We start from the raw sequence: 15,788 nt of genomic DNA on the forward strand, positions 1-15,788 counted from the left end.
CAGGGACATTTTAATTTTTTACCTCTTCATGATTTGGGCTGTTCAATATAAGCGTTTTACAAGCGGCCGCTTCAGATCCATCTCCCGGATGCATTCATCGGTGTCATGCTCATCATTATCAATCAATGGCGTCACCGCATACGCATGCATCTCTTCAGTCACATGGGGACGCAGAATCGGATCGAGGGCATCCAGATCGTTTGTATTCTCGTCGAGCCACCGGGCCATGTTCTCCCGGGATAGAATCGCCGGCATCCGGCTCTCAAATTCCCCAATGAGCGGGTTGGCATCCGTCATGACCAGGGTACAAGTGCGGAGCGGTTCCCCGCGTGTATCCCGCCAAATTTCGTACAGACCGGCCACCCCGAACATGCTGCCGTTCTTCATGACCACCCGCACCGGATATTCTTTCTTGCCTTCTTTTTTCCAATAGTAAAACCCATTGCACGGGATCACACACCGCTGCTTGTCCACCATTTTGCGGTAGCTCGAATTCTGATGCACGTTCCTGAGGTCCGCATTGATTGCGTCTTTCCCCCAGTAGGGAATGAAGCCCCAGCGGAATTCATCAAGTATCCGCACCCCGTTCTGCTGTAGCACGACTGGCGTATGCTGCGTGGGACTAATGTTATAGCGGTTTTTATAGTAGTACATCACACGATCGATCTGAAAATGCTCCTGAACCTCCGGCAGCTCCGCAGCCATAGAAAAACGTTGACACATGAAGCATCAGCCTCCCCTTTTCACCTAGTGTTTGTATGGGGAGGGAAATTATTCATGAATAACGATGTCGGCAGCAAAAATCATTTTCTATCCAAATTTAACAGCTTCCATCATGCTCTCGTAAATATCGTTGGACCCGGAACCCTTGTAGACCATCAACAGCTTTTCGTCTAAGGCAGACAGGGAAGGGCTGTGGTCAGACGCCGGAGATATATCCGATATATCTGAAAGTTTTATGTCCCCCCTCCACCCGCTGCCGTCAAAGACGGCTTGATAAATATCGCTGGAATTGGCTCCTTTGTAGACCAAGTACAGGTTATCGCTGAAAGAAGTCAAGGCTGGACAGCTGTCCGATTGTGGAGAAATACCAGAGATGGAGGATATACTCACATTCCCGATCCATTCGCTACCATCGAAAACAGCCTGGCACAGGTCGTTAGAATGCGCTCCCTTATAAATCATGTACAGTTTATCTCCGAATACCGCCAAAGCTGGTGTACAGGTAGATTCTGGAGTAATTCTTGAAATCGAAGAAATTTTTACATTACCAGCCCACTGATTACCGTCAAAAACAGCTTGGCATAGATCGTTAGAATGTGCTCCTTTAAAAACCATATATAGCTTGTCTCTGAAAGTGACTAAGGCCGGGCTAACGTTCGAATTCGGGGAGATGCCAGAGAACGAGGAGATTTTGACGTTTCCGGTCCACTGGCTACCGTCAAAAACAGCTTGGCATAAATCGTTAGAATGTGCTCCTTTAAAAACCATATATAGTTTATCTCCGAATACGGCTAAAGCAGGGCTTACACCTGACTCCGGAGAAATGCCTGAGATGGAGGAAACTTTGACATTTCCGGTCCACTGGCTACCATTGTATACGGCTTGGCAAAGGTCATTGGAATGCGCTCCCTTATACACCATGTACATTTGATTGTTATAAGATGCTAAGGCTGGTGACAAATTGGACTCCGGAGAAATCCCAGAAATTGCGGATATACGCTCGTTTCCATGCCACTTGTAGTACTTGTTCAGGCTGAGGTTGATGGCAAAATGGACGATGTCTGTCGTTTCGTAATAATCCAGGTAGATAAAAGAGATCGGATTGTTTCCTTGAAAAGAAGCTAAAAAATGGTTTACCATTAGTTTTTCGATATCCGAGTCGACTTTCCAGCTCAACATTTTCAAAGTCTTCCAGTCCAGCGTAGCATTATAGATTGCAAGACCAGCGGCAACGCCCTCCAAGGCCGTTCCCACTGAGAATGTGATCGGGTTAAGTAGTAAACCGGCAGCAAGTTTGGCAATGGCGGATGCAAGACTGGAAATGATAATGTGCATTACGTCCGATTCACTTGGTGTCAATGTCATATAGAGCGCGAACGGCTTGTCACGGTATGCATTTTGGAGGTTGGAGTACTGTTCGTTTAACATGTTGTCTAATTTATCAGTATCGGTGTAATAACCGTAAAGCGTATTATTATTTTTATTGTTATCAGGAGGACTGTAGGTTTTAGGCCAGAACACAGGATCTTTCGATTTATCATTCACCAGGATAACCCTCGATTTTGCGATACCGGATTGATTAATAATTTCGGTGTAGGTATTATCGAACGGATCATTTATGATCCGGTTCGAAAGATCGAGCTTTCTTGTATAGGCGTAGTCTCCTAATGTCTGCTTGACCAAGTTCGAAAAATCGGTATACTGCTTATCCTCAAAGCATTTGAAATGTCCCATTGTCACGAAGATAATCTCTCCGGACGTAGATTGTAAAAAGGCCAAGATATCATTCAGGATGTCGGTTATTCTGGTGCCCATAAGCCCATGATAGGTATAAAATTGTTTATCGCCGGCATTGTAATATACTCTCAGATCCAAACTTCGGATCCCTTCAGACAATTGCTGTCCAATACTTCGGGTAGTAGCGGTGGATACCCCCTTGATCGCTGGAACGATAGCATCCTGTACCCAAGCGAAGGGGTTAATGATTTTCCCGATTCCCGGTATTCTATCCATATCTTTTGCTATTTTCTGGACAATGTCGAGTGCTTTTTTCAGGTCGGGGTTCGGATCAGGGGTTAATGTATCGCTCAAATTATAGGTACCGGAATCATGCGATGCAGGCAGACAAATATTTCGAAGTTTACGATTGTGAATTCCCTCTGTAACATACATCCAATTCTTGTAGTCCAATATCATCCCTCCATTTTATTAAATATTTATTATAGACAATTCCAATATTAACCTATTATGTTGTCTTTAAAGTTAAAATTTTTAGAGAATAACTTAATTATATTATTTGGGATGGCGGTGTAATCCAGTGGGAATACCTCAACATAATTTCATCGACGAAATCCAACTAATTATAACAAAACAGCGGCAGCCAAGGACTTCCTAGTCCATGACTGCCGCTGTTCCTGAATACATTAGTCCTGTTTTCCTAAAACCTAGTTTCTGCTGTCCTTCACCGGTACACCGAAATCTGGTGTGCCGTCTTCGTTCCAGCCCAGTACCTGGGCACGGGTGTGGCGGTTCGGATCATACAGCGGGTCTCCGGTAATTTCCTTATAATTGCGGGCATGATAGATCAGTACATCTTCGCCTAGCTCATTGACAGTAAAGCTGTTATGCCCGGGGCCGTATTGCCCGTTTGCCTCATTCGTCTTGAATAGTGGCTCCGGATGTTTGCTCCAGGAGGCGGCATCCAGCAGATCACTGTTCTCATCTGCGGTCAGCAGACCCATGCAGTAATTGTAATCGGTGGCACTGGCCGAGAAGCTAATGAATATCCGGCCATTTCTTTTCAGGACGGCTGCTCCTTCATTCACGCTGAAGCCGATCTTTTCCCATTCATACTCCGGCGTAGCAATCATAGTCTGCGGGCCGGTCAGGGTCCACGGATTGCTCATTTCAGAAATGTACAGGTTGGAATTCCCCGGAATCTCCGGATCCTTCTGTGCCCATACATAATAGAGGACACCGTTATGCTCGAAGGTGGTTGCATCCAGGGCAAAAGATTCCCAGGCTGTCTTTAGCTGGCCCTTCTCGGTCCAGCTGCCTTCCAGCGGGTTCGGCGATTCATTCTCCAGCACAAACATCCGGTGGTCGAATAGTCCGTCATTGGTTTCTGTGGTCCGGGCTGCAGCGAAATAGATATACCATTTGCCGGCAATATAATGAATTTCGGGAGCCCATATATTAGCACTAAGCGGCCCTGTTTCATATTTGCGCCAGGCAACAACCGGTGCTGCATCTCTGAGTCCTTCAATCGTCTCCGCTCTGCGAACCTCAATCCGGTCGTATTCCGGTACGGAAGCGGTGAAGTAGTAATAACCGTCCGTGTGTTTATATACCCAAGGATCCGCGCGCTGCTCCACAAGCGGATTGCTGTATTCTTTGTTCGTGCTCATATTAGTAGCTCCTTTGGTCTAACTATTCTAGTGTAAGTACAACAACAGACGCTGGTGGAAGAGCACAGCTCAGTACGCCATCTGCCAGCTCCGCATCCTCGTAGGCTGACGGAACTACAGTCTCAGGCGATTCGAACGTATTATGTGCACCTAAGTCTGTGTGGGTCAGGATCTGTCCAGATACACTGCCGGCTTGAAGTCCGTTGATAGTAAAGCTGAGGCTGGCATCTGCTTCATGGCTAAGGTTACAAATCGAGACATAAACTTTTCCATGATTATCACGGGAAGCAGAAATGCTAAGCTGTGGTATTGTTACCCCGCCGTAAGTGTAGAGCGGGCTTTCGAACGCTACTTCCAGCAGTTCATTATCCTGATGTACCTTGTACATCTCAAATACATGATAGGTGGGTGTTAGTAGCAGTTTGTCGCCTTCCGTCAAAATCAGCGCCTGCAGCACATTGACCATCTGGGCAATGTTCGCCATGTATACGCGGTCGCTGTGATTGTGGAAAATATTCAAATGAATACCTGCAACCAGCGCATCTCTAAGTGTGTTCTGCTGGTAGAGGAAGCCCGGATTTGTCCCCGGCTCGCTCAGGAACCAGGTTCCCCACTCATCTATAATCAATCCTACCCGCTTCTCCGGGTCATATTTATCCATAATCTCCGAGTGGCGGGTAATAAGTTCGTCCATATGAAGTGATTTCTGCATCGTTTCGATCCATTCGGCTTCATCGAACCCGAGCGCCCGACGTTTCTCTTCCCAACTGCCTGGAATCGTATAGGAATGCAGACTGAGGCCATCCATCATTTTGCCCGCTTCCCGCATCACTACTTCCGTCCAGTTGTAATCATCCACATTCGCTCCCCCGGCAATCTTATAGAGCCGGTTGTCGCCATAGTTTCTGACATAGGTCTGATAACGCCGGTACAGGTCAGCATAATATTCCGGGCGCATATTGCCGCCGCAGCCCCAGTTCTCATTACCGACTCCGAAATATTTCAGCGTCCATGGCTTCTCCTGCCCGTTCTCCTGCCGCCAGGCAGCCATCGGGGATTCGCCGTCAAAGGTCATATACTCGACCCACTCCGACATCTCCTGAACCGTGCCGCTGCCGACGTTGCCGCAAATATAAGGCTCGCATTCCAGCAGCTCGCACAGGCGGAAAAATTCATGCGTTCCGAAATGGTTGTTCTCGACTACACCGCCCCAGTGGGTGTTTACCATCCGCTTGCGGTTTTCCTTGGGACCAATCCCGTCTTTCCAGTGATATTCATCGGCAAAACAGCCGCCCGGCCAGCGCAGCACCGGTATGTTCAGCTTTTTTAGCGCATCGACAACATCATTACGAATGCCGTCCGTGTTAGGGATCAGCGAATCTTCGCCTACCCATAAGCCCTCATAGATGCATCTGCCCAAATGCTCGGCGAAATGCCCGTATATATGTCGGCTGATCTTGCTTTTGCTCACTTCAACATTCAACTGAGCCTCAGTCATCGTTCTCTCCTCCATCCTTTCTTCACTCCCTGTATATTTAGCTTTAGGAGTTTCTTTTTCCCCAGATTGCCAGGCCCTTTTCATTCAGCCCCGTAAATACAAGGGTCGGTTTATGCTGTTCCCAATCCCACGACGGAAGAAGCAGCACCTTCTCAGTGCGCCCTTCACCTTCAGCGATATCGTTCCAGAGCAGTGTCAATGATCGTTGTCCGTCAAAATACCATTGTCCTGCCCCCTGCTTGCTGAACAGTTCCCCGTTTGCCAGAAGGGTCAGGGCTTCAGACCCAATCTGTCCGTCAACGGCAGGGTCATGGATAATCCGTTCCCAGGACCCGGCGATATGATGTGCTGGGATATCCTGTTCCTTCTCACCGGCATAACGCTCCGGTGAAACAACAGGCCATCCGTCCTCAGTCCACAGGATTTTGCGTACATGCAGATAAGGCCAGTATTTATCAGCCCCGCCCCGTGCATGGTGTACCATAAAGTAGGTTCCCTCATCGTTTAAGACGGAGTTGTGGCCAGGAGCAATCCATCCCGGATCTTCGCCAAAATGGTATCCGCCAAGGATTTTGAGCCCAACCTCATATTGAGGTGTATAGGAACTATCCTTCATGTCACGGCCATAAATATCCACGTAAGGACCGGTGATCGAGTCGGAACGGGCGACGCGGACATTGTAATCCTCGAAGAGGGAGTCATAGGAAACGAACAGATAATACTTCTTAAACTGCTCATTATAAACAATGTATGGTCCTTCAACCGCTCCGTCTTCAGTCGCCTTATCGCGGACGGCCAGCAATTGGCCAAATCCCCCGGAAATCGGTTTGCCCGACTCCTTATCCAGCTGAATAATATGTATTCCGCCGAAAAAAGAACCGTAAACCATCCACATCCGGCCTTCCGCATCATTAACTACGTTCGCATCAATCGCATTCAGAGGATCCTCTTCACGGGTCTTGATGACCACCCCTTCATCTGTCCAGGGGCCCTCAATAGAGTCTGAAGTCTGCAGCCCAATCAGTGACTGGCGGCTGCCGAATGAAGAAGCAGAATAATACATCCGGTATTTACCCTGGTACTCAACCACATCAGGTGCCCAAAGATTCATAGCATTTGCCCAGTCCTGCGCAATCTGCGGGATTCCCGGAAGCGCATAATGTACCCAGTTCCAGTGAATCAGATCCTTAGATTTGCGGACCATCACTCCAGGTACCAGGTCTCCTCCGACTTTTACATCCGTAGAGAAAACGTAATATCCTTCAGGGGTCTTCACTATTCCCGGGTCATGAGAATTATGAACCCCCCACTCCGCTTCCACATCAAGAATAGAGGTATCATATAGCTTCAATTCCCCTGGAGCTTGCGGGAAAATCAGTACATTTCCTTCTCCTTCAGAATGAACCGGTGCCTTACTCATCAGCCTTTAACCCCCGAAATGGCTACAGATTCGATAATCTGCTTTTGGAAGACCAGGAAGATAATCAGCATTGGCAACAGGGCAATAATAGAGGCTGCCATGATCAGCGGATAATCCGTCTGGATCGCATAGGTCGCGTTAAAGTTGGCAATGACCAGCTGCAGGGTCTGCTTCTCCGGTGAATTCAGATAGATTATCGGTGACAGATAGTCATTCCAGATGCCCATGAACCACAGAATCAGCTGTGCAGCTACTGCCGGTTTGATCAGCGGGAAGGTGATAGAGCTATACAGCCGGAAGTAGGAACTTCCGTCGATTTTAGCGGCCTCGATAATAGCATTTGGTACACTGCTGAGGTATTGCCGCAGGAAAAAGATCATAACGATGTTTCCGAACAATCCCGGTACAATCAGCGGAAGCAGGGTATCTACCCAGCCCAGCTTGGAGAACATGAAGAATTGGGGAATCATAACCGCCGGATAAGGAATCATCAAAGAAGACAGCATCAACAGGAAAATTTTATTTTTGGCCGGAAACTTGAGTTTGGCAAAAGCGAATGCAGCCAGAGATGAGGTGAACGTCCCTACTACGGTTACAGAAACAGCGATAATTACACTGTTCTTGATACCACTAAGCAACGGTCCAGCTTCCCAGATCTCCTTGTATTTACCGAATTGAAACGGATTCGGAATCCATACTGGCGGCAGGGCGAAGACGTCCTGCTTGTCCTTCAGTGATGTGGACAGCATCCATAACAGCGGTCCGATCATGAATACCGCACCGATTAATAACAAAATGAATATGATTGTATTCGTAACTCTTCTTCTGCTCTTCATATTTATTCGCTCCTCCCTCTCATATCAATCAACATCGAACGATTGCTTCTCGTTCATTCTGAATTGGATAAGAGTCACGACAAATATAAACACGCCTAGAACAACCGCCATTGCGGAAGCATAACCCATCTGGAAGTTGCCGAAAGCCTTTTGCCAGATATAGAACACGACAGAAGCCGAAGCATATTCCGGTCCGCCGGTAGGGGTCATAATGTTCATTTCGGTAAAGATTTGCGATCCTCCGATGATATTGGTAACAATGATAAAGAAGGTAACCGGACGCACCATCGGCCAGGTAATATGCCAGAAAGCCTTGAAGCCGTTTGCGCCATCGAGCTCAGCGGCTTCATAATAGGATCTTGATACGCTCTGCAATGCCGCCAAATAGAGCAGCATCGTGTAACCGACACCCTTCCAGACCGCCATAATAATTAGTGCCGGCTTGACGGTGAATTTGTTCGCCATCCAGTTGGGCCCGGTTATGCCAAACAGGTCAAGAAATTGATTGACAAGTCCGTAATCTCCGTTATACGCCCAGTTCCACATGATAGATACAGCAGCCAGAGATGAAATAACAGGAACGTAATAAATAACCCGGAATGCTGTCGTACCAGGTACACCACGGTTAAGTCCAAGCGCCAGCAGAAGGGCAAGAACGATCCCGATAGGAATTCCTAGCATCATGAAGAGTGTATTGAACAGAGCTTTATGAAACAGTTCATCGGTCCACAAATCCTTAAAATTACTCAACCCGATGAAACTCATTCCTCCGAGACCATCCCAATCCGTAAACGAACCATAGATGGAATAAATCATCGGATACAAAGTAAAGATCAGCAGTCCCAGCAGCGGAGGAAGAATGAATAAAAATCCGTAGATTTTCTCCTTCCGGTAGAGGTTCGACTTGGTTATCATAGCAATCACCTCAAATTCGGATATCAGATAAAAGTGATGCCAGCCAAGGAATTCTTAAGGGCCAACACCACTTTTTTCTGGGATAAAGCAGGTTTAATAGTTATTATTTCTTGGATTTTGCTTCTTGCTCATTCGCTTTATCCAACAATTTTTGCATTTTAGGCTGTTCGGATTTCACATATTCAGCTGCTGTAACCTTACCGTCGATAACAGGTTGAATATCGGTGAAGAACAGGTTGTACCATTCAGCATTATAAGTGTAGTGACCTGGAAGCACTCTGCCGTAATCTTCAACAATCTGCAGGAATTCTTCTTTATTGGCTGGTTTAGTAGTTGTGTCAGCTGCCCATTCAGTTGCCATGTCTATAAGGTTAGGAATCTGAACCTTTGCTTTCACAAGAGCGTCCATACCTTCCTTGGAGGCTGTCAGGTAGTTGATCAGCTCAACTGCTTCTTCCGGATTTTTAGTTTTGGCCGATGCGCCGATACCAAGAGAGCCGGTCCATGTAGCCGATTTACCTGTTGAACCTGCTGGGTAAGGAATCAGGTCATAATCGAAAGGCAATTTTTCATAAGTACTCATATCCCAAGGACCTACAGGGAAGAAGGCCATTTCGCCTTTCATCCAACGTTGGTAGGTATCCAGTGTCTGAGCTTGTTCAGTGGAAGGCGTGATTCCGTATTTGTTCTGCATATCCGCGAAGAATTGCAGTGCTTCGGCAAATTTCGGATCATCAATAGTTACTTTAGTTTTGGTAGGGTCGATCCAGTCAGCTCCATTGCTCCATACGAACGATTGCAAAGTCCAGTTTACGTTGAAGCCGGCACCGAATTGATCCAGCTTGCCGTCCCCATCCTTGTCAATGGTCAGCTGCTTAGCAACTTTAATGAATTCATCCCATGTGTATGGTTTATCTTTGTCAGGAAGCGGAACGCCTGCTGCTTCAAACATAGTTTTGTTATAACCAAGCGCGAAAGGACCAACGTCTTTAGGCATACCATAAATGTTGCCTTGACCAGCCATTGTACCGTCATAGCGGTACAAGTCTACGCCGTATTTCCAAATATTGTCGAGGTTGATGTTGGAGTTACCTTCAATGTAGCTGGTCAGATCCAACAACACGCCACTGTTTACATAAGCTTTAAGGTCACCGGATTCAAAATAGAATACGTCAGGTACACTGTTCCCTGTGATCGATGCTTTGAGTTTGGTAGCATATTGGTCAGCTGCGGTAACAATGATCTTTACCTTCACATTAGGATGATCAGCTTCGAATTGTTTAACTACGCCTTCATAAGCCTTTTGCTCATCTGTACCGCCTCTGAACATGAATGTCAGATTTTTAGTTTCTTTGGAATCACTGCTTGCTTCTTTTTTTGCAGTGTTTCCAGCATTCGTTGCTGCTGTGTCGTTAGATGATGCATTGTTGTTACCGCCGCATCCTGCAAGTACTACTGAAGCTGCCAGGACTAAAGACATTGATGTTAACCAGCCCTTTTTCTTTAACAATGTAACCCCTCCTAGAATGTTGTGAACAATTGCCATGCTATATAGAAGAACTAGTAACCGATTGTTGCGGTTTTGTTAGTTCAAGCTACCTTGTTTATGCTTTCTTGCCAAGCCGGATGACATTCCACGAAGCTTCGGACAGCAAGGTCTCCACAAACCCGTCCTTGCATTCAGTTCCGGAAGCTTGCCTTGGCTTCACATGCTGCTCTTGTGCAGTATTAACCGCTTTCAGGTCGTCGTGATGGAGTTCGATATGCTCAATCAGACGGTACCCTTCAAATCCGCGCACATCGCATTTCAGTTCCAGTGCTTCCTCCAGATGTCGATTAATAGCGAAGATTGTCAGTTCGTCACTTTCCTGATTGTATACGATTGCGCTGTCCAAGTAAGGGACATCCGTATAATCCTGCGCATCATATTTAGGAGAATTGACAATCGGTTGAAGCGAAAGGCCTCTCCCGTATGTGGAAGCGTGAAGATAAGGATAGAAGATCGTCTGCTTCCATGCCGCTCCGCCTGCTTCCGTCATAATCGGAGCGATGACGTTTACCAGCTGGGCCAGACAAGCCATCTTCACTCGGTCTGCATGCCGGAGAAACGTAATCAGCATGCTGCCAATCAGGAGTGCGTCCTCAAAATTGTAATGATCCTCAAGCTGCGCCGGCCCTATGGTCCAAGGCTCAATCTTGGTATCGGATTCATTAGAGTGGTACCAGACATTCCACTCGTCAAAGCTGAGATACATGGTCTTCTTACTGCGTTTCTTTGCTTTGATATAATCGCAGGTGGCCGTTACGGTGCGGATGAAATGCTCCAGGTCCATACTGCGTGCCAGGAAATTGGCGGAATCGTTGTCGCGGTTTCCATAATATTGATGCAGGGAAACATAATCGGCAACGTCATAGGTGTGCTCTAAGGTTACAGCTTCCCATTCCGGGAAAGTCGGCATTGCCGAGCTGGAGCTTCCGCAGGAGACAAGCTCGATATCCGGGTCGACCAGGCGCATCGCCTTGCCCGTCTCGTAAGCTAGCCGTCCGTATTCGGCAGCTGTCTTCTGTCCGATCTGCCAAGGCCCGTCCATCTCGTTGCCAAGACACCAGGTCTTGATCTTATGCGGCTGTGCTACACCGTGCTGCCGCCGGAGATCACTCCAGTATGTCCCACCGGGATGATTACAGTATTCCAGCAGATTACGGGCCGCATCCACCCCCCGTGTTCCGAGGTTCACAGCCATCATCACTTCTGAGCCAACGTCTTTGGCCCATTCCATGAATTCATTTGTGCCTACCTCATTCGGTTCGATCGTTCTCCAGGCCAGCTCCAGCCGTCTCGGACGCTGTTCCACGGGTCCTACTCCGTCTTCCCAGTTATATCCGGATACAAAATTACCGCCGGGATAACGTATAATTGGTACATCCAGTTCCTTAACCAGCGCTTTCACATCGCCCCGGAAACCGAGTGAATCTGCGGTAGCATGCCCAGGCTCGTAAATACCGCCGTACACCGCACGCCCCAAATGCTCAATGAATGAACCGTAGATACGCTTGTCCACTTCGGCGATTACAAATGATTTATCGGCGATAAGCGTCGCTCTGAGTTTGTCTGACGCCAATAGGACCACCATCCATTTCACATATTTATTAATTATTTAAAAAACATTTGAATGTATTCGCTTACAGATATAAAATAACATATATAAACCATGTTGTAAATATTAAAGTATAAAATGATTTATGAATGTTTGAAGTAAAGTTATTTTCAAGCAAATTTTATGAAATAATAGCACTTTTTTTGTCGAAACGTCCCTTTCTTTTGTTTATAAAAATATAAAATAAAATGTTTATCCACAAAAATAATAGTTTTATATCGATTTTTCAGTACAAAGAGAGAAAAAAAATCAGCTAAGTTGCTTAAAAGATTCAAACTTTCTTAAAGCATTATAAAACAAAAGTGTCCTGACTACTCTAATTATGAGCAGTCAGGACACTTTTAAATTAAATCCTCTATCTTCATTCTACCCTGAACGGGTAATGAGTTCATCCTTATAAAGTGATCCCAACAATTTCAACCGGTTCCAATTAGTCAGGCATACTATTTAAACCTTAAATCCTCGGTTAACCCTTAATCCCTGAGTTCAAGTTTATGGACTGTACAAAATATTTCTGCGCGAACAAGAACAGCAGCAGTGTAGGAATGATTGCCAGGATCGCCGAGCCCATCAATTGCCCGATCATCCGGTAGTTACCATAAATATCCTGCAACAGCAAGAGTCCCGCTGTCACCGGCATTTTGTCAACATCTGTAAATACGATAACCGGCCAGAGGAAGTCATTCCATGAACCGGTGAAGGAGAACAGTCCGCATACAATCAGAATCGGCTTCATTAGCGGCACAATGATGGAGGCATAAATACGGAAATGGCCTGCACCATCCACATGAGCCGATTCATCAAGTTCCTTTGGAATACCATTCATAAATTGCCGGACCAGGAAAAGATTCCCCATACCAGCCAGTCCGGGGATAACCATCGCCCAGGAGGTATTAACCCAACCCAAAGCATCAATGATTTTGTAGGAAGGAATCAGGTTCACAACACCCGGGAAAAAGGAAATACCCAGTAAGGTGAAAAAGAGCGTATCTCTTCCTTTGAACTTCATGCGGGAATAGCCATAACCGGTTATGGAAATCACAATAACTACGAGCAGGGTGTGCATTGTTGCTATAAACAATGAGTTCATGAGCCAACGCAGGATAGGGGCCGTTGAAGTGTTCTCCAGAATCGCTACATAGTTTTCAAGGATCCATTCTTTCGGAAACATTCTGAACCCTGAGCTGACGACCTCGGTCTGTGACCGGAAGGAAGTTGTGATACCGAAGACGACAGGAACGATCCAAATTACACACAGTATAATCAGGAACAGATACGAGATATATTTCGAAATACTAATACCTGATCCTTTTCTTTTATCTACACGCTGTCCGTTTACAAGCGGACCTTTATCCAATTGTCCAGCTATTTGGTTTGCCATGCGGGTACACCTGCCTTTTCAATTTCGCTGCCTGATCCATTGTCTTATCCAAGACTAAGCTGCATTCCGGTTCATCACATAGTATTGCAGGGCTGAAATAAGCAAAATAACCAGTCCCAAGAGTACCGCCATCGCCGAAGCCATCCCCGCAATAGACTCGCCGTTACCAAATGCGAGCTGGCGGATATACATCATCAGTACATGCGTACTTTGGCGCGGACCGCCATCTGTCATCATAAGCGGTTGGCCGAAGACGTTAAAGGCCCCTGCAGTAGTCATAACAAAGGTATAGATGAGCGGGAAACGAATGGAAGGCAAAGTGATGCTCGCAAATCTGCGGATCGGCCCAGCTCCGTCCATTTCTGCCGATTCATAAAGATCCTGTGCTACACCGCTGATCGAAGCACGGTAAATAATCAGGTTGCCCCCGACTCCGCCCCAGATCGTAATTATAATAATCAGGATCCACGCATAAGGCTGGTGGGTCGGCCAGGAAATGTCGGAACCGAATACATTGCCGACCATCCCTAGTTGCTTGTTGAAAAGCAGCAGCCAAATCAAAGCTCCCGCCGAGATAGAAATCAGGCCCGGAACATACAGAATAGCCTGAATCAGGCTTTTCCCCTTCACTTTCTTATGTTCCAGTGCAACTGCAATCAGCAGCGGAAGCACAATTAAAAGCGGTACACTGAGCGCAACGAATATCAGCGTATTCTTCAGGCCGTTATTAAATTGTGTATGAAAGGTTGATTTCGTATCAAAAAGGATGGTTTTGTAATTGTCGAAGCCAACCCAAACTGGATCATTCATCAGATTCCATTTGGTGAACGACGCATAAATCCCGTATATTGTCGGCAGTAAAATAAATACAACGAATAAGATGACATGTGGACCTACAAAGAAAACAGGCGCCAAATTTAGTTTCTTTTTCATAGGCAATCTTTTCTCCTTTGGCATAAAGCAATGTGCCATGAATGGCACATTGCTTTATACAATCATTTCCCCTTGCGTTTTACTTCGCTGCGCCGCTTGTTCCTTCGGCGATTTTGTCCTCTACGAATTTCTGCATGGTAGCAAGCGTTTCATCGATATCAACGTTGCCGCGGACGATGTCTCCGCAGTAGGTATCAACCGCTTCTGCAATGTACGGGTAGTATTCATAAGTGTAAATGTACAGGGATTGGATTTCTTTTTCATTGGAGGTAAAGAAAGATTGCATGTAGTTCTTATATTCAGGGTTCTCGATAACCTGTTTACTTGCTACAGTCTGTCCTGCTTTAGCCCATTCCATGGAATTCTCACGGATGAACTCAAGGAAGGCGCCGATTCCGGCTACTTTTTCTTCAGATCTGTTTTTGTTCTTCAGCATAGCGAACAAGTGGGAAGAAGACCGGTTAGTGAACTTGTCAGGTGTTGCGGAATAGACGTTGGTAACTCCGAAGTTCAGGCCTTCTACTTTGGCATGTGCAGTGGAGCTCCAAGTACCGTCAGTGGAGAACAATACGTTCCCGGATTGGAACATCAGGTAGCCATCTTCACCAAACGGTGTCATCAGGCCGGCATCGTTGATTTTTTTAACATCTTCAAAGGCTTCCTTCATAACCGGTGTATTTACAGCAGGTTTGCCGTTTTCCTGGATATCTCCGCCAAGGTTCTGAATTTGTCCCAGAATAACCCAGCCAAGCAAGGCATCATTGACAACATAATCGCCTTCATCCAATTTTCCCTGCAGGGAGAGCATTTCATCAATAGTTACCACGTTATCGTCAAGGAAGGATTCTACTCCATACTTCTTGAGCAAATCTTTATTGTAGTACATTACGTTACTGTGGATATCGAGCGGTACAGTATACTGGGTTCCGTCAATATTACCTGTATTCCATGCCTGCGGCAGGTAGTTTTCTTCCTTGATTTCAGGCTGTGCTGTAGTTACGGCAGTCATAGGCTCCAATTGACCCTGCTTTACAAAGCCCGGTACACGGTCAGCGTGGATAATTGCCAGGTCAGGCACGCCTTTACCGGAGTTGAGTACGGTGGAAACCTTTGTATACATATCTGCTGTAATGACATGCTTCACTTTAATTTCCGGATTGGTTGCATTGTAGTCTTTGACCAACTGATCCATATAAGCACCGTCATCACCTGTCAGCGGCGTCCAGAACGTAATTGTCTTTTTGTCATCGTTCCCGCAGCCCGCCAATACTGTAGATAAGGATAGAACAAGTGCTAATGCTGATAAACCCCACTTTTTATTCAATACTTTCTCCTCCTAAAAAATTTAAATTAGTATATCGTCTACAAAATTTCTTTTGCAAACAATAAACTCACTTTCATGTGCGAAGCATGTAATTTCTTACTATTCAAGAAAACATTACATGTATTCGCTTTCATACATAAAATAACATAAATAAATTTAGTTGTAAACACATAAATATGAATCTATTTATAAC

At 46.2% G+C, this 15,788-nt stretch carries 12 protein-coding genes; all 12 read right to left on the bottom strand.

The features are described 5' to 3' along the window. Positions 1-42: 42 nt before the first annotated feature. The 12 genes from L6H70_RS14010 to L6H70_RS14065 all read right to left on the bottom strand — a co-directional run bounded on the left by L6H70_RS14010 (position 43) and on the right by L6H70_RS14065 (position 15,595). Positions 43-723, bottom strand: a complete 681-nt coding sequence (locus L6H70_RS14010) for an SOS response-associated peptidase (RefSeq protein WP_236334011.1) — start codon at positions 721-723, stop codon at positions 43-45. Positions 724-810: 87 nt separating this feature from the next. Further along, on the bottom strand, positions 811-2,913 hold the full coding sequence (locus L6H70_RS14015; protein WP_236334013.1) for a phosphatidylinositol-specific phospholipase C domain-containing protein: 2,103 nt from the start codon (positions 2,911-2,913) through the stop codon (positions 811-813). 254 nt (positions 2,914-3,167) lie between these two features. Beyond that, the gene (locus L6H70_RS14020; RefSeq protein WP_236334015.1) at positions 3,168-4,130 is read right to left on the bottom strand and encodes a glycoside hydrolase family 43 protein; all 963 of its coding nucleotides are present in this window, start codon (positions 4,128-4,130) and stop codon (positions 3,168-3,170) included. A gap of 22 nt (positions 4,131-4,152) precedes the next feature. Beyond that, positions 4,153-5,628: an alpha-N-arabinofuranosidase gene (locus L6H70_RS14025; RefSeq protein ID WP_236334017.1), complete on the bottom strand. Its 1,476-nt coding sequence runs from the start codon at positions 5,626-5,628 to the stop codon at positions 4,153-4,155. A gap of 43 nt (positions 5,629-5,671) precedes the next feature. Then, on the bottom strand, positions 5,672-7,048 hold the full coding sequence (locus tag L6H70_RS14030) for an arabinan endo-1,5-alpha-L-arabinosidase (RefSeq protein WP_236334019.1): 1,377 nt from the start codon (positions 7,046-7,048) through the stop codon (positions 5,672-5,674). Continuing rightward, positions 7,048-7,884 carry a carbohydrate ABC transporter permease gene (locus tag L6H70_RS14035; protein ID WP_423802821.1) on the bottom strand — a complete coding sequence of 279 codons (837 nt, stop codon included), beginning with the start codon at positions 7,882-7,884 and terminating at the stop codon, positions 7,048-7,050. Before L6H70_RS14035 ends, L6H70_RS14030 begins: the two co-directional genes overlap by 1 nt. Before the next feature lie 24 nt (positions 7,885-7,908). After that, positions 7,909-8,799, bottom strand: a complete 891-nt coding sequence (locus tag L6H70_RS14040; protein WP_236334021.1) for a carbohydrate ABC transporter permease — start codon at positions 8,797-8,799, stop codon at positions 7,909-7,911. Positions 8,800-8,902: 103 nt separating this feature from the next. Further along, the gene (locus tag L6H70_RS14045; protein ID WP_236334022.1) at positions 8,903-10,309 is read right to left on the bottom strand and encodes an ABC transporter substrate-binding protein; all 1,407 of its coding nucleotides are present in this window, start codon (positions 10,307-10,309) and stop codon (positions 8,903-8,905) included. 94 nt (positions 10,310-10,403) lie between these two features. Then, positions 10,404-11,921 carry an arabinosylfuranosidase ArfA gene (arfA, locus tag L6H70_RS14050; protein ID WP_423802822.1) on the bottom strand — a complete coding sequence of 506 codons (1,518 nt, stop codon included), beginning with the start codon at positions 11,919-11,921 and terminating at the stop codon, positions 10,404-10,406. A gap of 502 nt (positions 11,922-12,423) precedes the next feature. After that, positions 12,424-13,338, bottom strand: a complete 915-nt coding sequence (locus L6H70_RS14055) for a carbohydrate ABC transporter permease (protein ID WP_236334024.1) — start codon at positions 13,336-13,338, stop codon at positions 12,424-12,426. Between the two features lie 54 nt (positions 13,339-13,392). Further along, positions 13,393-14,271 carry a carbohydrate ABC transporter permease gene (locus tag L6H70_RS14060; RefSeq protein ID WP_236334025.1) on the bottom strand — a complete coding sequence of 293 codons (879 nt, stop codon included), beginning with the start codon at positions 14,269-14,271 and terminating at the stop codon, positions 13,393-13,395. A 79-nt stretch (positions 14,272-14,350) separates the two neighbouring features. After that, positions 14,351-15,595, bottom strand: a complete 1,245-nt coding sequence (locus L6H70_RS14065; protein WP_236334027.1) for an extracellular solute-binding protein — start codon at positions 15,593-15,595, stop codon at positions 14,351-14,353. Positions 15,596-15,788 lie beyond the last annotated feature (193 nt).

Origin of the sequence: Paenibacillus auburnensis, assembly GCF_927798115.1 — a bacterium.
Lineage (GTDB): Bacteria > Bacillota > Bacilli > Paenibacillales > Paenibacillaceae > Paenibacillus_AQ > Paenibacillus_AQ auburnensis.